This window comes from Microtetraspora malaysiensis (assembly GCF_050947145.1).
Taxonomy (GTDB): domain Bacteria; phylum Actinomycetota; class Actinomycetes; order Streptosporangiales; family Streptosporangiaceae; genus Microtetraspora_A; species Microtetraspora_A malaysiensis.
The window spans coordinates 1,009,563-1,027,822 of sequence record NZ_CP191998.1 but is presented as its reverse complement, the minus strand read 5'-3'; the positions used below and the strand labels follow the sequence as shown (position 1 = coordinate 1,027,822).

Genomic DNA, 18,260 nt, shown 5'->3' with positions numbered 1-18,260 from the left:
GACAAGCCGGATCTGCGCGCGAGTCAACAACGACAACCCCCGCTTCGATCACTATTAGTGATTAAGACACTACGCAGGGATGAGAATCGCTGTACGAGAAATGACCATTCTTCTCCTCCCCCGCCTGCCTTCCGGGCCCCCTCCGCGCCCTCCCCGCCTGCCTTCCAGACCTCCCCCACCTCTCCCGGGCCTCCCTGACTCAGCCGGATGCAAGGTGCCTCCAAGTCCGCGGGACTACCCATGGGGCCATGAAGAACGGCACCATGGCCCCCTCGTTCACGACCGCCCGCGGAGCCGCCCCCCGTGGAATCGCCTTCTGTGGAATAGCGACCGGCGCGCTGCTCGCGCTGGCCGCCACGTGCGCTCTGACAACTCCGGCGGCTGCCACGACCGCGGCCACGAAGGCCACCGCGCCGGCCGCCACCACGACCACCGCGACGGCGGCCGGGGCACGGCTCCACTGGGGCCCGGTCCGCTCCAGAGGCGGCCACGACGGGTACGCCACCGCCGACGTGTGGATCACCGATTTCAGCGCGGAGACGTTCGTCGTTTCCGGCACGCTGTATGACCGCGACCGGCACCGCGACCATTGCGCGTACATCCGCGCCCGCTTCCACTACGCGGGCGGCGGCACGGGGTGGGCCCGGCCCAGGACGACCTGCGCGGCGCGCGGCGGCTTCCGGCTCTCCTCGGACGGCGAGATCACCCGCGTGGACGTCAAGGTCTGCGTGCTCGACCGGGCCCGGCGGGCGACGCTGAGCTGCTACGCCGACCCGATCAAGACCGAGACGGTGGCGAACTGGCCCCGATAGTCACGGGCGGGGCCTCGGTGGTCCTGGGCGGGGCAAGCCGGTCTTTCAGCAGGGCATCCTCGGGGCCTCTTCCGGGGCTGTTACCGGGCTGTTTTGCCGGGCGGACGCGAACAGCGCCGCCCCGCAGGACGGCGCTGTTCTGTCAAAGCCGGGAGCCGGGGCTCAGATGGTGACCCGCACCCCGTACTCCTCCATCCAGGCGTTGAACTGGACGAGCTGCTCCATGGCCGTCCTGTTCTCCTGGAGGCTGGTCGTGCCCACCTCGTGGTCGAGGACGTTCCGCGCCTTGGCCAGATCGAGCAGCGGCGCGATCGCGAGGTCGTCCCGGCTGAGCAGCCGCGCCGACTCCACCTGGAGCGCCCGCTCGTACGCGGGGTCCTGTGTCGAGGGGTACGGGCTCTTGCGGCGCTCGACGACGGAGCGCGGCAGGACGTCACCGGCGGCGGCGCGCAACAGGCTCTTCTCCCGGCCGTCGAAGGTCTTCATCGCCCATGGGGTGTTGAAGACGTACTCCACCAGACGGTGGTCGCAGAACGGGACGCGCACCTCAAGGCCGACGGCCATGCTCATCCGGTCCTTGCGGTCGAGCAGGATCTGCACGAAGCGGGTGAGGTGCATGTGACTCACCTCGCGCATCCGCTTCTGCAGGCCGCTCTCTCCGGGCAGCGGCTCCACCGCGGCCAGTGCCTGCTGGTAGGAGTCCGCCCGGTAGGCGGGGATGTCCAGCTTGCGCAGCAGCGGCTCGTCGAACAGCGTGGTGAGGCCGTTACGGTGGCCGACGCCCACGGTGGCCAGCCAGGGGAAGGTCCCCGCGTTCACCGTGTCCGGGTCGTGGAACCACTTGTAGCCGCCGAACACCTCGTCCGCGGACTCACCGGACAGCGCCACCGTCGAGCGCTCCCTGATCGCCTTGAACAGCAGGTAGAGCGACGTGTCCATGTCGCCCATGCCCACCGGGATGTCACGCGCCCGCAGGGCCGCGGCGCGTACGGCCGGGTTCATCAGGTCGGCGGAGTTCAGCACGATGTCGGTGTGGTCCGCGCCGATGTGCTCGACCACGTCGTGGACGTACGGCCCGTCGGGGGTGTCGCGCATGGCGTCGGGCTGGAAGTTCTCGGTGTACCCGGCGAAGTCGACCGAGAACGAGCGCACCTTGGTCGATCCCAGGGACCGGGCGGCCAGCGCGGTCACCGCGCTGGAGTCGAGGCCACCGGACAGCAGCGTGCACAGCGGCACGTCCGAGATGAGCTGGCGGCCGACGATGTCGTCCAGCAGCCCGCGGATCGTGGAGATCGTGGTGGGGAGGTCGTCGGTGTGCTCGCGGGACTCGAGCCGCCAGTAGCGGCGCTTGGTCAGGCCCTCGCGGCGGACGCGGACGATCTGGCCGGGACGGACCTCGTACATGCCTCGGTAGACGGCGCTCTCGGGCGTCTTGACGAAGGCGAGCAGTTCGCGCAGCCCGTCGGCGTCGACCACCCGCTCGGCGAGCGGGTTGGCGAGGATCGCCTTGGGCTCGGAGCCGAACAGCACCCCGGACGGGGTCGGGTAGTAGTACAGCGGCTTGATGCCCATCCGGTCGCGGACCAGGAGCAGCTCCTCGCGCCGCGCGTCCCAGATCGCGAATGCGTACATGCCGTTGAGCCGGTCGACGAAGTCCTCGCCCCACTCCAGGTACGCCTCCAGGACGACCTCGGTGTCGCTCTCGGTGCGGAAGCGGTGGCCGCGGACGGCCAGTTCGGCGCGCAGCTCGCGGAAGTTGTAGACCTCGCCGCTGTAGGTGAGGACGGCGAGCAGCCGCCCGTCGCGTTCCGCCGCCATCGGCTGGCGACCGCCCTCGATGTCGATGATGGCGAGCCTGCGGTGGCCGAGCGCCGCGTGCGGCTCCGTCCACAGCCCCTCGGCGTCCGGGCCCCGGCACGCCATGGTCTCGGTCATAGCCCGGGCGACGTCGCGCTCGGCTCCCAAATCACGGTCGTAGTCGATCCAGCCGGCTATACCGCACATCTTCTCTGCCCCCTAGCCTTGAAGAAGTTAGTACAGCTAAGCAAACGTCTGACCAGGGCGAATTATGCCCAGCCGGCCCCTCGGCCAGCTCCTCGATCTCCGCAAAACCCGATAAATGACAGACAAAGTGACCAATTGCCTCTTATGTGACAAATGGGGGCACCATCGGCCCTCGCCGAGCCGTTCCGGCTCCGACTCGGACCTGGGGCTCGAAGGCTTGGGGGTCAGGACTCGAAGGCTCTGGGGCTTGGGGGTCAGGCTCGGTCAGGGGCTCAGAGCTCAGTCAGGGGTCAGGCGCAGGACTCAGGGGAGCTCGGCGAAGCGCTCGACGTTGTCGCTCCTGCCGGAGACGAGCACGATGTCGCCGTACGACAGCTCGGTGTCGGGGGTGGCGTAGGTGAACTCCTCGCCGGGGCTCTTGACCGCGACGATCGTCACACCGTACTTGTGGCGCAGCTTGGACTCCCCCAGCGGTACGCCGACGAACTCCTTGGGCGGGTGGGTCTTGACCAGGGCGAACCCCTCGTCCACCTCGACGTAGTCGAGCATCCGACCACTGACCATGTGCGCGACCCGCTCCCCCATGTCGTGCTCGGGGAAGACGACATGGTGGGCGCCGATCCGGTGCAGGATCCGGCCGTGCTGCCGGCTGACCGCCTTGGCCCAGATGTCCTCGATCTCCAGCTCAACGAGCAGCGAGGTGGCGAGGATGCTCGCCTCCAGGTCGCTGCCGATGGCGACCACGGCGCGGTAGAAGTCCGACACGCCGAGCTGGCGCAGGGCCTCGATGTCGGTGCCGTCCGCGGTCGCGATGTTCGTGATCTGCCCGGCCAGGCTCTGCACCAGCTTGGGGCGGCTGTCGATGGCCAGGACCTCGGCCCCCCTCCGCACCAGCTCAAGCGCGAGGGATCTGCCGAAACGGCCGAGCCCGATCACCACGACGGGGTCGTTCTTCTTCTCAGCCAACGATGACTCGCTCCTCGGGTAGTTCGTAGCGGCGGATGCGCTCCTTGAGGGCGAGCGCCGAGCCGAGCGTGAGGGGGCCGATCCTGCCGATGAACATGAGCACCACCAGCATCAGGTGCCCGGCCGGCGGCACATCGGGGGTGATCCCGGTGGACAGGCCCGTGGTGCTGAAGGCAGAGACCGCCTCGAACAGCACCTGGTCCAGGCTGTGTGGGGTCATGATCAGCAACACGTACGTGGTTATGGCGACGAGCGCGACGCCGAGCATGCAGATCGCGACAGCCTGACGCTGCGCGGACTCGGTGAGCCTGCGGTGCCCGATGTTGACCTGAGGCTCGCCCCGGATCTCCGCCCAGATGACGAAGGCGAGCAACCCGAGCGTGGTCACCTTGATGCCCCCACCCGTGCCCGCGCTGCCCGCGCCGACGAACATCAGGATGTCGGTGACCAGCCAGCTCGACGACTCCATCTGGGAGACGTCGATGGTGTTGAAGCCGGAGGACCGCGGCATGACGGCCGTGAAGAAGCTGGCCAGCAGCTTGTCGGAGTCCTTGAGTGCCCCCAGAGTGCCCGGATTGCGCCACTCGGTCATCAGGAACACCATGGTGCCCACGGAGAGCAGCAGCGTGGTGACGACCACCGTTACACGGGTGAGCACCGTCCATCGGCTGGGGCGACGCCAGGAACGCAGCAGCTCGAATATCACCGGGACGCCCAGCCCGCCGACGATCACCGCTCCGGAGATGGTCAGGCAGATCCACGGATCGGACACGAAACGCGTCAGGCTGTCCGGCCACAGGGAGAATCCGGCGTTGTTGAACGCGGAGATGGCGTGGAAGACGCCGTGATAGAGCGCCGTGCCGAACGACTCGCCGTACCCGATCATCAGCCTGCCGGTGAGGATCACGGCCACGACCGCCTCGGAAACGAGGCTGAAGACGATGACGTTGCGGACCACCCGCCGGGCGTCAACGACGGTGAGCGTGCTGGTTTGGGCCTGGGCCATGAGGCGGGCGCGCAGCCCCATCCGGTTCGACACGATCATGGTGAACAGGGTGGCCAGAATCATGATCCCGAACCCGCCGACCTGGACCAACCCGGCGATCACTCCCTCGCCGAAGGCCGACCAGTGCCCACCGGTGTCGACGATGGCCAGCCCTGTCACGCAGACGGCCGAGGTGGCGGTGAACAGGGCGGCCACCCAGTCGGCGGACTCGCCCGAGGTGGTCGCGATCGGCAGCCTCAGGAGAAGAGTGCCGAGCAGGATCACGCTGCCGAAGCCGGTCGCCAGGACCTGTGTCGGGTTCTGGAACCGGTCGAGTACCGCCGAGCCCCACCCGGCCTGCCGTCCCTTCACCTCGCCGACTCCGCCGCAAAAGACCGCCGCACCACCGAACGCCTCCGTCAAGAGCGCATCAAGAGATCTACAACAGAGCATGGCAAGAGAGGCCACGTAAGCGACCCACCGTAACAGGAGCCGCAGGTAAAGCCGACGTCCACCGCCTTTGTCCGAAATATGGACGCAAAGCGGCGCTGACGTGCCGATCCGGCATAACAGCGTCAAGTCGGGACTCATAAGATTAGGGGGCATGGACCACCAGACCTGACGAACGGGGTACCGGGTGCTACACGAGAAGCTGTCGACCATCTACGACAACGTTTTGCGCCGCAATCCCGGGGAAATCGAGTTCCACCAGGCTGTACGCGAGGTGCTGGAGAGCATCGGCCCGGTTCTCGGCAAGCACCCGGAGTATGCGGAATCGAAGATCATCGAGCGCATCTGTGAGCCCGAGCGGCAGATCATCTTCCGAGTTCCCTGGGAGGACGACCAGGGCGAGGTGCAGATCAACCGCGGCTTCCGGGTCGAGTTCAACAGCGCGCTCGGGCCGTACAAGGGCGGGCTTCGCTTCCACCCCTCGGTCTATCTGGGGATCATCAAGTTCCTCGGCTTCGAGCAGATCTTCAAGAACAGCCTGACCGGCCTGCCCATCGGCGGCGGCAAGGGCGGCTCGGACTTCGATCCGAAGGGCCGCTCCCAGCGCGAGATCATGCGCTTCTGCCAGAGCTTCATGACCGAGCTCTACCGCCACATCGGCGAGTACACCGACGTCCCCGCCGGTGACATCGGCGTCGGCGGCCGCGAGGTCGGCTACCTCTTCGGGCAGTACAAGCGCATCACGAACCGGTACGAGTCCGGCGTCATCACCGGCAAGGGACTCAGCTTCGGCGGCGCCCAGGTCCGCACCGAGGCCACCGGGTACGGCTGCGCCTTCTTCGTCGAGGAGATGCTCAAGGCGCGCGGCACGTCCTTCGAGGGCAAGCGCGTCGTGGTGTCCGGGTCGGGCAACGTCGCCATCTACACGATCGAGAAGGTGCGTCAGCTCGGCGGCGTCGTGGTCGCCTGCTCCGACTCCTCCGGATACGTCGTCGACGAGAAGGGCATCGACCTCGACCTGCTCAAGCAGGTCAAGGAGGTCGAGCGCAAGCGGCTGAGCGCGTACGCCGCCAAGCGCGGCGGCGACGGCGCCGTGTTCGTGCCCGGCCGCAGCGTCTGGGAGGTGGACTGCGAGGTGGCGATGCCGTCCGCCACGCAGAACGAGATCACCGGAAAGGACGCGGAGCGGCTGGTCCGCGGCGGCTGCGTCGCCGTGGGCGAGGGCGCCAACATGCCGACCATGCCCGAGGCGATCCGGGTCTTCGTGGACGCGGGCGTGGCCTTCGGGCCGGGCAAGGCCGCCAACGCGGGCGGCGTGGCCACCAGCGCGCTGGAGATGCAGCAGAACGCGAGTCGCGACTCGTGGACGTTCGAGTTCTCCGAGCGCCGGCTGCGCGAGATCATGCGCGACATCCACGACCGCTGCCTGAGCACCGCCGACGAGTACGGCCTGGCCGGCAACTACGTGGCGGGCGCCAACATCGACGGCTTCAAGCGGGTCGCCGACGCCATGCTGGCGCTCGGCCTGATCTGAGTGACCGGCGCGGTCATAATTTGATCATGACCTGAGCGTGATCTGAGTAGATCCAAACCGGACGTCGCCTGCCCTGGGGGAAGCCATCGCACCTTCCTCCGGCGACGGGCGAGACGCCGCACCCCCCTCGCGTACTCCCCTGGTCGTACTCGACGTGTCTCTGGCCGGACGACGACGGCGCGGGCGTGATGGGACAGGATCCTCCCGAACCCACGTATCTGAAGGGAGCGCACCGTGCGCAGGATCTACGTCGCGCTGGCCGGCCTGCAACTGATCGCCGTACTCGCGCAGTTCTACTTCGCGGGGATCGGCGCCTTCGACCGGCCGCAGACCAGCGACTCGTACGAGCTGCACGCCACGCTCGGGATGATGGCCATCCCGGTCCTGTCTCTGGTGATCACCGTGGTGGCCACGCTGGTGAAGGCTCCGGGCCGCCTGATCGGCCTGAGCATCCTGCCGCTCGGCCTCGTCGTCGTCCAGATGCTGATCATCATGCTGGGCCGGGCGCTGAACGACGGCACCGGCAACACCACCGCCGCGTCGCTCGCCGTGTTCGGCCTGCACGCGATCAACGGCCTGGCCATCATGGCCGTCGCCGGGCGGGTGCTCGCCGGAGCCCGCCGGCTCGTGTCCGCTGACGGAGTGACTCCGAGAACCGTGACGGCGCCGGTGCCATGACCGTTTCGGGGCTGCTCGCGCTCGACCTTCTCGCCTCGGCCCTGACCGCGCTCGCGTGGCTCGGGACCGGGGCGGCGGCCGCCACCCGGCGTCCGAAAGCGGCACTGGCCGTGCTTCCCGTGGCCGTGCTGCTGACACTGGCCCGGATGGCCTGCGTGATCGCGCTCGCCCGGGCCGGCTGGTGGTTCGTCCAGGAGAAGGTCATCATCGCGGTGCCCCTTCTCGGCCTCGCCGTCCTGGTCGCGGCCGTGCTCGCCGGGCCGCGCCTGGTCGAGGCGGCCCGTGGGCGCGGGGTCGCCGCGGCCCGGCCGATCGTGGTCATGCCTCTGTTCGGCGCCGGATTCGCCGCCGCGGCAGGGCTGGTGCACACCCTCCTGCTCGGCTATCCCGCGACCTGGAGCACCGGCCTGCTCACGATCGCGTTCTTCGGGGTCGCCCTGCTGGTGAGCTGGCGGATCGCCTGCCCTCCGGTACGCGGCCTGCGCCCCGGTATGTCCGCGATCCTCGCGGTCGGCCTGCTCGGGACCGGGCTGGCGCTCGCGCCGGGTGAGGCGAGCGACCTCGGCGGCGTCTCCGACGAGCAGCACGCGCGGCACGAACGGCGTGGAGAGCAGGCCGTACCGGTGACCTCGCTGCGCGGCCCGACCACTCCGACCGAGAGCGGCAGGGTGCGCCGGTACATGCTGACCGCGCGCACCTCCACCACCGCCCTGTCGTCCGGACAGCAGGTCACCGCCTGGACCTTCAACGGCCAGGTGCCCGGCCCGCCGATCGTCGCCGTCGAGGGCGACCTGATCGAGGTACGGCTGCGCAACGCCGACATCGAGTCGGGCGTGACGCTCCACTGGCACGGCTACGACGTGCCCTCCGGCGAGGACGGTGTCCCCGGCCTGACCCAGAACGCGGTCATGCCCGGCGAGGAGTTCGTCTACCGCTTCCTCGCCACCCAGGCCGGCACGTACTGGTACCACACCCACGAGGTGTCCGACCTCGGCGTGCGGATGGGGTTGTACGGCACCCTCGTGGTCCGCCCCCGCACCGCCCCCAGAACCGAGGGCGTGGATCTCACCCTCCCCGTGCACACGTTCTCCGGGATGACCGTCCTCGGCAACCACGACCAGCCCATCGAGCAGCGGGTCGCCCCCGGCATGCCGGTGCGCCTCCGCCTGGTCAACACCGACAACACGCCGCACCGGTTCGCCCTGACCGGCACGCCGTACCGGCTGGCGGCGATCGACGGCAACGACGTGATCGAGCCCGGCGAGGTCAGCGAGGTCGGCCTGCGGCTACCTGCGGGGAGCCGGTACGACCTCGTCTTCACCATGCCGCTCGAACTCGACCCGGCCGGGAACGGAGAGGTGCGGCTGATCGTGGACGACCGCATCGAGGGGCTGCGGCTGACGCCTCCCGTATCCGGCGCCTCCCAGGCGAGAACACCCTCCAAGGCCGCAAAAACGGCCGCCACCCCCTCCCCCGGACCATCCGGCCCGGTGACGTCCACCGCGAGCTGGCCGGAGCTCGACCCCCTCGCGTACGGGCGGCCCGCGACACCGCCGTTCGACCCGAGCGCGCCGGCCGACCGCAGATTCACCCTCGTCCTCGATCAGGGCCTCGCCATGGTCAACGGCCGGCCGGCGTACGCGCAGACGGTCAACGGGCAGGCGTTCCCCTCCATCCCCACTCAGAAGGTGACGGAGGGCGACCTGGTCCGGATCAAGGTCGTGAACCGGGGACGTGAGACCCACCCCTGGCACCTCCACGGACACCGGGTGCTCGTGCTCAGCCGCGACGGCCGCCCGCCGACCGGCAGCCCCCTGTACGTCGACACCTTCGACGTACGCCCCGGCGAGGTATGGGAGGTGGCCTTCCTCGCCAACAACCCGGGCATGTGGATGAACCACTGCCACAACCTCGCCCACGCCGACATGGGCATGGCCCTCCACCTCGCGTACGAGGGCGTCACCACGCCCTTCCACGGAGCGCACGGCGGGTGAGGTTCGGCGGGTCAGGCTCACCGGGCCAGGCTCGGCACGCTCGGTAAGTCAGGCTCGGCGGGTCAGGCTCGGCGGCACGCGGACCTGGCACGACGACGGAGGCGAGGTCCCCGTCCGGCCGGATGCGACCGCGTCGACGACCCGCCGGCCCCGACCCAGCGGTGGCCAGGCCCCGACCCGCTGATGGCCAGAACAACCCCGTAGGACGGCCGCTGCCGGGCCGACTGCCCGAGCACCACCGAGCTGCTGCAGGAGTGGCGACGGTAGGACTACCGGGCTCGCCCCGCACGCGTCGAAGGCCGGGGGCCGATGTAGGTGAATCCCCAGCGGTTCTTGCCGACGCGGTGGAGTTGGTAGTGGGCGGGGTTGCGGTAGCGGTCGCGGTTGTGGAACTGGCAGGTGGGTCCGAGGTTGTCCAGGTCGGTGGTGCCGCCGTCGGACCAGTTGGTGATGTGGTCGATCTGGCACAGGTGGGCGGGCATGGGGCAGTGGTCGACCATGCATCGGGTGTAGCGGGTGAGGATGGTCCGGCGTTGTCGTCGGGTGGCGCGGCGGGCGGTGCGTCCGACGTCGAGGACGCAGCCGTCGGCGTCCATGACCAGGCGGGCGAGGCGGTGGATGTCGGTGACGGGCAGGAGCTGTCCGGTGGCGAGCAGCAGCCCGGGCAGCGTGCGTCCTGAGATGAGCCCGCCGGGCGTCGCCCAGTCCGCACCCCGCCCCCGCGCCTGTCCCCGTTCTTGTGCCTGTCCCGGCCCTTGATTCCGCTGTCCGACGTCGCGGGCAGGCCGATCGCTCGGCCTACCGGCCCGGGTGCCCCGGCCGCCCGCTCTCTGACCACGCTCCGCTCTCTGGCCACGTTCTGCGTCGCGCCCAGCGCTCCGACCATGCTGGCCGCCGTCGTGAGTGCCCTGGCCAGGTGTTCCCTGGCCACGCTCCTCCGCGTCATGCCGAGTTTCTTTGTCTCGCCGCCCGCCGTCGTGAGTCTCTCGGCGATGCCCGGTGTCGTGCCCAGCGCTCTGGTCGGGTTGCCCGTTGCTGCGGGCGCCCTGCTCGCGGCTCGTGTCATCTTGATCGATCTGGCCGAGCCGCTCATTGTCCCGGGCCAGGCGATCACGCCGCACACCACCGCGAGCGGCCTGATCGCCTCGCCCGTCGTCCTCGGGCTGCCGGTTCTGCTGCGGTTCCGGCTTGTGCCGCACGCCATCGTGAGCGCTGCCTTCCGGAGAGCCGGACGCGTCGGTTGACGAAGCGGCAGACGCCTGCCCGCCCGAGAAGGTGGACGTTCCGGCTGGCGAGCAGTCGGATGTCTTGGATCGTGTGGGGGCGGGCACCTCGCCTCGCCCAGGGTCGGACGCCTTCGACCGCGAAGGCGCGGGCGTTCCCGCTGATGAGGAATCGGACGTCTCGCCTGGTGAGGAGGCGGGCGGGTCGTCGGGAAGGGACTCGGCGTTGATCAACACCAGCAACTCGGTACCGATCTGCTGCTCCAACAACGCGATCAACACATCCGCGTTCCGCACCCGCAGCGGCCGCTCATCCCCCGCCACCCTCGGCTTCGCATACGCCTCCAACAGCGTCCGCAACCGCGCCGCCGCCTCCCGAGGCAGCCGGAACTCCCCCTCCACCCCGCCCGAAGCGCTCTCCCGTACCAACAGGAACCGCTCCCGATAATCCGCCTCGCCGTCGTCGGCTTCCCCGTCCGGGTCCAGCACCGCACGCAGATACCGCCCCGCACGTGCGATCTCCGCAGGAGTTGCCGGTCCGCCAGCCCGACCAGAATCGGCTCCGCCAACGCCGCCTGCTCATCCGTCAGCCGCGCGGTCGCCGAACAGATCGCCGTCACCGCACCCTCAGCCAGGCTCCCCTCCGCGAACCGCGCCCGCACCGTCGGCAGGCGGGCAAGCTCGGTCGCCAACGCCAGCACCCGGCCCGCCCCGGCCACACTCATCCCCGCCGCCCCCCGCAACCACGACCGCGTCGAGGCATGACCAGCCCGCCTGGCCTCACCCGCGGCATGCACCCGCTCCACCCGCGCCGCGATCGCCGAAATCAACCGGTCCCGCGCGAACAGCAGATCCTCCGCCTCCGCCAGACACACCCCCGGCGCGTCCGGCACCACCCCCACCGCCAACGCCGACGCGACCTGCCGGACCTGCGCCACCAACGGCCACGACACCCCACAATCCCGACCCTCACCAGACCCACCAGGCCCAGCCATGGACGCGGACCCGGACCCGGCAGAGGACGGGTCCGCGTCCGCGTCGGCGGCGGACGCGGCAGAAGGCGCATCGGCGTCCACGGCAGACGCGCAAGCGGACGACGCGCAAGGGCATCCGTCACCGTCGCCTGACGCAGCCGCGGAGTGAGCCTCGGACACCGGCGCCGACTCACCCACCGGCGATTCCGCCTCCACCGGCGGTTTTACCGAAGCCGCGTCCGGACCCAGGTGGCCGAGGAAAGGAGGCACGGTTTTTGTCGAGGTCACATTATTCGCCGTTGAATTGCTTCCTTTCGCCACATTGGGGAGAAAGTCGTCAATTGTAAATATGGCGGCGCTACAGGGCGATTCGCCCGTTTGGGCTGGCCTGGGGATTGTGGCGTGCTCCCACCAGTCAGCATCACAAGGGCGGGACTCGTCGCGATCCGACAACTCCTCCGGAAAGAATCCGGCGGGCTCGAAGAGCTGAGTCATACCCACCCCCGATCACGATTAGAACGCCTGTATGAATAGTGTCAAAGATGGCGGCGCTAATCAAGTCGAATTCGCAAAGAATTTCGAGGTGACAATCGATAGGTATTTCGAGAAATATTCGGATGGCGGCCTTAGTTCGTTTTGTCCGGAGGGAGCGTGGCCGGTCAGCGAGCACCAGACCGTAGGCCCGTCAGGCCGGTCCGGCAGGCCCGGACCGCTGTGACCGCACGGCGCGGCGACAGCGAGAAGGCAACATCGGCGCTGCAGGACGGATCGACACAATCCCCGTACCGGGGGTGGCCTGCTGTTCGCAGGACCACCTCTCCGCCGTCATCCGAAAGACCGGACGAAGATCATCACTGGTGGGCGATCAGCACCGGTGAAGCGCCTTGCCCGCACTACTCCTCCGGCAACAGAGTTCAGGTGCCGCGCAAGGTCAAGGGGGATTTCCGAGGACCGGAGAGCGTCATGGCCGGGCATAAGTCGGGGCAACCACTACCTCTCGACGACGCCGCTCGTACGGAACGCATCAGCGAGGTTGTGCCCTTCGTCGCTGGTCATGCCGGGGCCTCAGAGGCGGTTACGCTCCTGCCCGGCCGGGGCCTTCCACCTCGTTCTTCCACCGTATGAATCAGCCCGGCACGGCTCGCCGCAGCGGTTGCTACCGCGCCTCAGCGTCGGCCGACCACGGCGCATCGCCCTGCCACTCAACTCGACACGACTACACGGCCCCGGTCCGCACCGCACCGACTCGACGTCGCTCCCCCATCGCGCGTACGCCTGCGGGCTCCGGCGCGGATACGGGCAGCGGAACCAGGGCCGGCCACGTACGGCGACATACGGCGACGCCGGCCGTGGTTACTCCGTGGGCGTGGCCTCGAAAGCCTTGGCGACCACCTGCCGGGTCTCGCCCATCGATGCCTGGGCGCGCTCGCGCGCCACCGACGTCATATCGACGTCGGGCATCCCACAGGGGATGGCGAGGTCCCATGGGGTGAGATCGCCGTCCACGTTGAGCGCGAAGCCGTGGCTGGTCACAGCGCGGCTGGCACGCATGCCGATCGATACGATCTTGCGCTTGGTCTCCTTGGTCCAGACCCCCGTAAGCAGTTCCGAGCCCGGAGGGGTGTCGCGACGCTCAGCCGCGATCCCCAGCTCGCCGAGCGCCTCGACCAGCCGAAGCTCGACCTCGCGGATGTAGTCGACGACGCCCTCGTCGGCCCGAAGCTTCACGATCAGATAGCCGACCAGCTGTCCAGGACCGTGGTAGGTGAGCTGCCCGCCACGGCCGGTCTGCATGACGGGGATTCCGTGGGAGGGGTCGGGCAGGTGCTCCGTAGGGGTGCGCTTCCCGACCGTGAACACGCTGGGGTGGCTGAGCAGCCAGAGAGTGTCCGGACGGGCGTCCTCCTGCCGCTCTTCGACCAGAGCGGCCATTCGCTCCATGGCCTTCTCATAGTCGACCAGATCATCCTGAATCAACGTCAACGGTCGTTCACGCATGGGGCACCTCCATTCGCGAGCATAGAACGGCCCTGCAAAACGAACGCACGCACCCCGGTGCGGGACCGCCTCCCCGCACCGCGAAAACGGTCCGTGCCGGTGCTGGAGCCCTGATCAGCGCGTTCGCGCCTCGCCAGGGCCCACCTGAGGTTCCACTCCGCGCCCCAAAGGGGGCTCCTGCCCCAAAGATTCGCGGACGGTTCGTACCGGGTGGAGTCTGGCCATGGGCATCTCCGCATGAAGTCCGGACCCGACCGGACTGGTGGTGCGGACGTCGACGGACTGGACCGAGGCGCGATGGGAAACCGGCCGGACTGGAGGCGCGGACGCCGACGGACTCGACCGGGACGGCACGCGATGAGAGACGCCCCGGGCCGGACCTCCTCCTCTGATCATGACGCTGGTACGCAGGCGCCCTGGGGCACGGCCGCCGGATGCGACCGCCCTGTGTCGCTATCGACCGGGCGGGTGGGCCGCGGTGACGCGATCGGCCACGCACCCAGGGTGGCCTGGACGCGGAGGCGCGGATGGCACAGCACCGGATGCCGAGAACCGGTGCCGAGGACCAGTGCTGAGGACCAGTGCTGAGGGTCAGTAGTACGTGCGCGAAGGCGCGACGGGGATGAAGACCCACATGATCAGGTAGATGACGAACTGCGGTCCGGGAAGCAGGCAGGACAGGAGAAAGAGCAGCCGGACTACGGTGGGCGGCATACCGAAGCGCTCCGCGATGCCTCCGCAGACCCCCGCGATCATCCTGTGTTCTCTGGATCGGTGCATGTAGCTTTACCCCCTTTTCACCTGGTCCAACGAGCCTCCAGGAAGATCCGGTTCCGCCGCGAACCCTGACAAAACCCTGAGATAGCCCCGGGGTTCCCTTGCCCGCACAACGGACAACTCTTCACAGGGCGGACAATCTGCCACATAACGGAAGGAAGTCTGACATGGGTATGGATGACAAGATTTCCAACAAGGCCAAGGAGCTCAAGGACAAGGCCAAGGAGCGCGCCGGCGAAATGACCGACGACGAGCGCCGCCAAGCCAAGAGCAAGGCCGACAAGGCCAAGAGCAACGTCAAGCAGGCCGGCGAGAAAACAAAGGACAAGTTCAAAGACTGATCAGCGTGACCGAGCGGGCGGCGGGGCTTCCTGAAGTCCCGCCGCCCGCTCGGCGTCGCCGTCACCGTCGCCCCCATCCCCGTCCCCTGCGGCACCGACCGGCCCCCGGCACGTACGCGGCAGCACGCGCCCGGGAAGACGACCCGCGAGAGGACCACGATGACGGTCGTTCGGGAACGATGCGAGGGATGTGGCTGGTTCGGCCGCTTACGGCCGCCTACGCGGACGCGCCCCGCCGTCCCCCCGAGAGGGACGATCTTCTTCGACGCACCGGCGAATTGATTCTGCGTTGATGACGATCTCGCGATATAGGCTGATTAATCGGAACCCATGGAGCGTGTCATGGATATTTCGGTTCTTCAGCAGCAGACGCACCTGATCGTACGCCAGAAGATCACCATGATGGTGAACCGGTATGTCGTCCACACGGTCCGGACGGACGGTTCGCCCGGCGAGGAGGTCGCCTTCGCGGAGCAGAAGCGGCTGGCCTTCAAGGAGCAGGTCACGCTCTACACCGACGAATCGCGACAACATGTGCTCGCGGGGTTCAAGGCCCGCAACGTGCTCGACCTCGCGGGCGAGTACGACGTGACCGACCAGGACGGCACGCCGCTTGGCGTGTTCCGCAAGGATTTCCGCCGATCGCTGCTGCGCTCGACCTGGCACGTCCGGCAGCCGGGCCTGTCGACCTATACGGGCGCCGAGCGCAACACCACCGTCGCGCTCCTTCGCCGCTTCGGCGACTCGCTGTCCTGGCTGCCCTACCACTTCGATTTCAGCGTGGGGGCGTCGATCGCGTTCTCCGTCGAGCGGCGCTGGTCTCTCCGGGACAGCTATCTCGTGAGGATCCGCGACCCCCGCCTGGACCGCCGCCTGATCATCGCCACGGCCGTCGCGCTCGACGCGCTCCAATCACGCTGACCCGAGCCCCGCCCAACGGCCCAAGCCAAAATCCTGGCCGGACACCGCCGAGCCGGCTGTCCGGTGAGCGTCTCCCGGGGGCCGGCCAGCCGAAACGGTCGGCCCCCGGAGAGACGCTCACCCGCTCAGACGCCGATCGGATGCCAGACGGTCTTCGTCTCCAGGAAGGCCGTCATGCGGTCCATACCCGGGTCGGCCAGCCAGTCGATCCGGTCGAGCGGGGGACGCAGGACACGCTTGAGGTTCTCCGCGGCAAGCTCCTCGCACCGCACCGCGAGGTCCTCGTCCGCGCCGGTGAGATCGATGGCGTTGACGTCCATGTGCCCGGCCAGCCAGGGGGCGATCTCCCCCGCCGAACCCGTCAGGATGTTCACCACGCCACCCGGCAGGTCCGACGTGGCCAGCACCTCGGCGAGCGTGATCGACGGCAGCGGCGCCCGCTCCGAGGCGACCACGACGCAGGTGTTCCCGGTGACGATCACCGGGGCGATCACGCTGACCAGGCCGAGCAGCGGCCCCATCGGCGGCGCGATCACCGCCACGACGCCGGTCGGCTCGACGGTGGACAGGTTGAAGTACGGCCCGGCGACCGGGTTGGCGGCGCCCCGGATCGCGCCGATCTTGTCCGACCAGCCCGCGTACCAGACGAGCCGGTCGACGGCCGCGTCCACCAGCTCGCCCGCCTTCTTGGCGGTGACGCCGTCGGCGTCGACGAGCTCGGCCGCGAACTGGGCCCGGCGTCCCTCCAGCATCTCGGCGACACGGTAGAGGATCTGCCCCCGGTTGTACGGCGTGGCCGACGACCAGCCGGGGAACGCCTTGCGGGCAGCGGTGACGGCGTCCCGCGCGTCCTTGCGGGACCCCTTGGCCGCGTTCGCCAGGAAATCACCCTTGGAGGAGGTCACGGCGTAGGACCTTCCGCTCTCCGAGCGCGGGAACGCCCCGCCGATGAACAGCTTGTACGTCTTGCGCACGGCCAGGCGCTCACTCATCGAAGGTTCCAATCTGGAGTGGACGGGCCGGCTGGTAGACCTGGCCGCACCGGCAGACGCCGCCGCGGTGCGCGAACCAGCCGTGCCGTACAGCGAAGCGACGGGAGCGGCGGCCGCGGGCGTACCCGGCCCCGGCCCCGGCGACGGCCCGCCGGGTCAGGCGGCGACGGCGGCGATGATCACACTGCAAGGTACGCCTCCAGTCCGTGTCGTCCGCCCTCCCGGCCGTAGCCGGACTCCTTGTATCCACCGAACGGCGAGGTCGGGTCGAACCGGTTGAAGGTGTTGGCCCAGACGACCCCGGCCCGCAGCCGGTCCGCCATCCACAGGATGCGGGACCCCTTCTCCGTCCAGATCCCGGCGGACAGGCCGTACGGCGTGTTGTTGGCCTTCTCGACCGCCTCGGCGGGGGTGCGGAAGGTCAGCACGGACAGCACCGGCCCGAAGATCTCCTCGCGGGCGATCCGGTGCGACTGGGCCACACCGGTGAAGACGGTCGGCGGGAACCAGAAGCCCCGCTCGGGGATCGGGCAGGCGGGCGACCACCGCTCGGCCCCCTCGTTGACGCCGGCCTCGGCCAGCTCGCGGATCTTGGCGAGCTGCGCGGCGGAGTTGATCGCGCCGATGTCGGTGTTCTTGTCCATCGGGTCGCCGAGCCGCAGGGTGGACAGCCGCCGCTTGAGGGCGTCGAGCACCTCGTCGGCGACGGACTCCTGCACCAGCAGCCGCGAGCCGGCGCAGCACACGTGGCCCTGGTTGAAGAAGATGCCGTTGACGATGCCCTCGACCGCCTGGTCGAGCGCGGCGTCCTCGAACACGATGTTCGCGGCCTTGCCGCCCAGCTCCAGCGAGAGCTTCTTGCCGGTGCCGGCCACCGACCTGGCGATCATCCGGCCGACCTCGGTCGAACCGGTGAAGGCGACCTTGTCGACGCCGGGGTGGTTGACCAGGGCCGCGCCGGTCTCGCCCGCGCCGGTCACGATGTTCACCACGCCGGGCGGAAGGTCGGCCTGGCGGCAGATGTCGGCGAACGCGAGCGCGGTCAGCGGGGTCGTCTCGGCGGGCTTGAGCACCACCGTGTTGCCGCAGGCCAGCGCGGGAGCGATCTTCCAGGCGAGCATGAGCAGGGGGAAGTTCCACGGGATGACCTGCCCGGCCACGCCCAACGGCCGGGGGTCGGCCCCGAACCCGGCATATCCCAGCTTGTCCGCCCAGCCCGCGTAGTAGAAGAAGTGCGCGGCCACCAGCGGCAGGTCCACGTCCCGCGACTCGCGGATCGGCTTGCCGTTGTCCAGCGTCTCCAGGATGGCCAGTTCGCGCGAGCGCTCCTGGATGATCCGGGCGATCCGGAAGATGTACTTGGCCCGCTCGGAGCCGGGCAGCGCGGACCACGTGGTGAACGCGGTGCGGGCCGCCTGGACCGCGCGGTCGACGTCCGCCTCGGTCGCCCAGGCGACCTCGGCCAGGACCTCCTCGGACGCCGGGTTGATGGTCTTGTGGTGGGTGTCGCCCTGGGAGTCGACCCATTCGCCGCCGATGAACAGCCCGTACGACGGCTTGATGTCGACGATCTCCCGCGATTCGGGCGCAGGTGCGTACTCGAACATGGGG

15 protein-coding genes and 1 pseudogene are annotated in these 18,260 nt (G+C 69.0%); 7 read left to right on the top strand and 9 right to left on the bottom strand.

Annotation, left to right across the window (positions count from 1 at the left end; all coding sequences use genetic code 11):
- Positions 1–248: 248 nt before the first annotated feature.
- Positions 249–812: a hypothetical protein gene (locus ACQP1V_RS05115; protein WP_433419279.1), complete on the top strand. Its 564-nt coding sequence runs from the start codon at positions 249–251 to the stop codon at positions 810–812.
- Between the two features lie 162 nt (positions 813–974).
- Here ACQP1V_RS05115 and asnB read toward each other — a convergent pair whose 3' ends face one another.
- From asnB to ACQP1V_RS05100, 3 genes are all read right to left on the bottom strand, one after another.
- Positions 975–2,816, bottom strand: coding sequence for an asparagine synthase (glutamine-hydrolyzing) (gene asnB, locus ACQP1V_RS05110; RefSeq protein WP_433419276.1), 1,842 nt, complete (start codon positions 2,814–2,816; stop codon positions 975–977).
- A gap of 303 nt (positions 2,817–3,119) precedes the next feature.
- Entirely contained in the window at positions 3,120–3,782 is a 663-nt protein-coding gene (locus tag ACQP1V_RS05105) for a potassium channel family protein (RefSeq protein ID WP_387416308.1), read from the bottom strand.
- The gene (locus ACQP1V_RS05100) at positions 3,775–5,139 is read right to left on the bottom strand and encodes a TrkH family potassium uptake protein (RefSeq protein ID WP_433419273.1); all 1,365 of its coding nucleotides are present in this window, start codon (positions 5,137–5,139) and stop codon (positions 3,775–3,777) included. Before ACQP1V_RS05100 ends, ACQP1V_RS05105 begins: the two co-directional genes overlap by 8 nt.
- A 265-nt stretch (positions 5,140–5,404) precedes the next feature.
- Between ACQP1V_RS05100 and gdhA the strand changes: the two genes are divergently transcribed.
- The 3 genes from gdhA to ACQP1V_RS05085 all read left to right on the top strand — a co-directional run bounded on the left by gdhA (position 5,405) and on the right by ACQP1V_RS05085 (position 9,423).
- Positions 5,405–6,751, top strand: coding sequence for an NADP-specific glutamate dehydrogenase (gene gdhA, locus ACQP1V_RS05095; RefSeq protein ID WP_387416310.1), 1,347 nt, complete (start codon positions 5,405–5,407; stop codon positions 6,749–6,751).
- A 234-nt stretch (positions 6,752–6,985) separates the two neighbouring features.
- Entirely contained in the window at positions 6,986–7,429 is a 444-nt protein-coding gene (locus ACQP1V_RS05090; RefSeq protein WP_433419269.1) for a DUF6220 domain-containing protein, read from the top strand.
- Complete coding sequence (locus ACQP1V_RS05085; protein ID WP_433419267.1) at positions 7,426–9,423, top strand: multicopper oxidase family protein; 1,998 nt, start codon at positions 7,426–7,428, stop codon at positions 9,421–9,423. The genes ACQP1V_RS05090 and ACQP1V_RS05085 overlap by 4 nt, the downstream gene beginning before the upstream one ends.
- Before the next feature lie 269 nt (positions 9,424–9,692).
- Here the strand turns inward: ACQP1V_RS05085 and ACQP1V_RS05080 are convergent, their stop codons facing one another.
- Entirely contained in the window at positions 9,693–10,019 is a 327-nt protein-coding gene (locus ACQP1V_RS05080; RefSeq protein ID WP_433426159.1) for an HNH endonuclease signature motif containing protein, read from the bottom strand.
- A 288-nt stretch (positions 10,020–10,307) separates the two neighbouring features.
- Here ACQP1V_RS05080 and ACQP1V_RS05075 point away from each other — a divergent pair, with 288 nt between their 5' ends.
- On the top strand, positions 10,308–10,667 hold the full coding sequence (locus ACQP1V_RS05075; protein WP_433426157.1) for a hypothetical protein: 360 nt from the start codon (positions 10,308–10,310) through the stop codon (positions 10,665–10,667).
- 285 nt (positions 10,668–10,952) lie between these two features.
- Here ACQP1V_RS05075 and ACQP1V_RS05070 read toward each other — a convergent pair.
- From ACQP1V_RS05070 to ACQP1V_RS05060, 3 genes and pseudogenes are all read right to left on the bottom strand, one after another.
- A pseudogene (locus ACQP1V_RS05070) lies at positions 10,953–11,135 on the bottom strand (hypothetical protein); the annotation flags it as partial.
- Positions 11,136–12,973: 1,838 nt separating this feature from the next.
- On the bottom strand, positions 12,974–13,618 hold the full coding sequence (lipB, locus tag ACQP1V_RS05065) for a lipoyl(octanoyl) transferase LipB (RefSeq protein WP_433419265.1): 645 nt from the start codon (positions 13,616–13,618) through the stop codon (positions 12,974–12,976).
- A gap of 591 nt (positions 13,619–14,209) precedes the next feature.
- Positions 14,210–14,398 (bottom strand): PspC domain-containing protein, encoded by a 189-nt coding sequence (locus tag ACQP1V_RS05060; protein ID WP_387418029.1) that lies wholly within the window; start codon positions 14,396–14,398, stop codon positions 14,210–14,212.
- 164 nt (positions 14,399–14,562) lie between these two features.
- Between ACQP1V_RS05060 and ACQP1V_RS05055 the strand changes: the two genes are divergently transcribed.
- Together ACQP1V_RS05055 and ACQP1V_RS05050 are read left to right on the top strand one after the other, a co-directional pair.
- Positions 14,563–14,736 carry a CsbD family protein gene (locus ACQP1V_RS05055; protein WP_387418028.1) on the top strand — a complete coding sequence of 58 codons (174 nt, stop codon included), beginning with the start codon at positions 14,563–14,565 and terminating at the stop codon, positions 14,734–14,736.
- Between the two features lie 342 nt (positions 14,737–15,078).
- Entirely contained in the window at positions 15,079–15,657 is a 579-nt protein-coding gene (locus ACQP1V_RS05050; protein ID WP_433419262.1) for a hypothetical protein, read from the top strand.
- Between the two features lie 125 nt (positions 15,658–15,782).
- On the opposite strand, the gene ACQP1V_RS05045 is transcribed toward ACQP1V_RS05050, so the two are convergent.
- Together ACQP1V_RS05045 and ACQP1V_RS05040 are read right to left on the bottom strand one after the other, a co-directional pair.
- Positions 15,783–16,649 carry an aldehyde dehydrogenase family protein gene (locus tag ACQP1V_RS05045; protein WP_433419259.1) on the bottom strand — a complete coding sequence of 289 codons (867 nt, stop codon included), beginning with the start codon at positions 16,647–16,649 and terminating at the stop codon, positions 15,783–15,785.
- Positions 16,650–16,828: 179 nt separating this feature from the next.
- Complete coding sequence (locus ACQP1V_RS05040) at positions 16,829–18,256, bottom strand: aldehyde dehydrogenase family protein (RefSeq protein WP_387418025.1); 1,428 nt, start codon at positions 18,254–18,256, stop codon at positions 16,829–16,831.
- Positions 18,257–18,260: the final 4 nt, after the last annotated feature.

What these genes read in the sequence shown, in the direction of transcription:
- lipB (WP_433419265.1), bottom strand. Translation starts at nt 13,618, where the DNA reads ATGCGTGAACGACCGTTGACGTTGATTCAGGATGATCTGGTCGACTAT.
- ACQP1V_RS05050 (WP_433419262.1), top strand. Translation starts at nt 15,079, where the DNA reads ATGGATATTTCGGTTCTTCAGCAGCAGACGCACCTGATCGTACGCCAG.
- ACQP1V_RS05080 (WP_433426159.1), bottom strand. Translation starts at nt 10,019, where the DNA reads ATGGACGCCGACGGCTGCGTCCTCGACGTCGGACGCACCGCCCGCCGC.
- ACQP1V_RS05075 (WP_433426157.1), top strand. Translation starts at nt 10,308, where the DNA reads ATGCTGGCCGCCGTCGTGAGTGCCCTGGCCAGGTGTTCCCTGGCCACG.
- ACQP1V_RS05115 (WP_433419279.1), top strand. Translation starts at nt 249, where the DNA reads ATGAAGAACGGCACCATGGCCCCCTCGTTCACGACCGCCCGCGGAGCC.
- ACQP1V_RS05045 (WP_433419259.1), bottom strand. Translation starts at nt 16,649, where the DNA reads ATGAGTGAGCGCCTGGCCGTGCGCAAGACGTACAAGCTGTTCATCGGC.
- ACQP1V_RS05085 (WP_433419267.1), top strand. Translation starts at nt 7,426, where the DNA reads ATGACCGTTTCGGGGCTGCTCGCGCTCGACCTTCTCGCCTCGGCCCTG.
- asnB (WP_433419276.1), bottom strand. Translation starts at nt 2,816, where the DNA reads ATGTGCGGTATAGCCGGCTGGATCGACTACGACCGTGATTTGGGAGCC.
- ACQP1V_RS05055 (WP_387418028.1), top strand. Translation starts at nt 14,563, where the DNA reads ATGGGTATGGATGACAAGATTTCCAACAAGGCCAAGGAGCTCAAGGAC.
- ACQP1V_RS05060 (WP_387418029.1), bottom strand. Translation starts at nt 14,398, where the DNA reads ATGCACCGATCCAGAGAACACAGGATGATCGCGGGGGTCTGCGGAGGC.
- ACQP1V_RS05040 (WP_387418025.1), bottom strand. Translation starts at nt 18,256, where the DNA reads ATGTTCGAGTACGCACCTGCGCCCGAATCGCGGGAGATCGTCGACATC.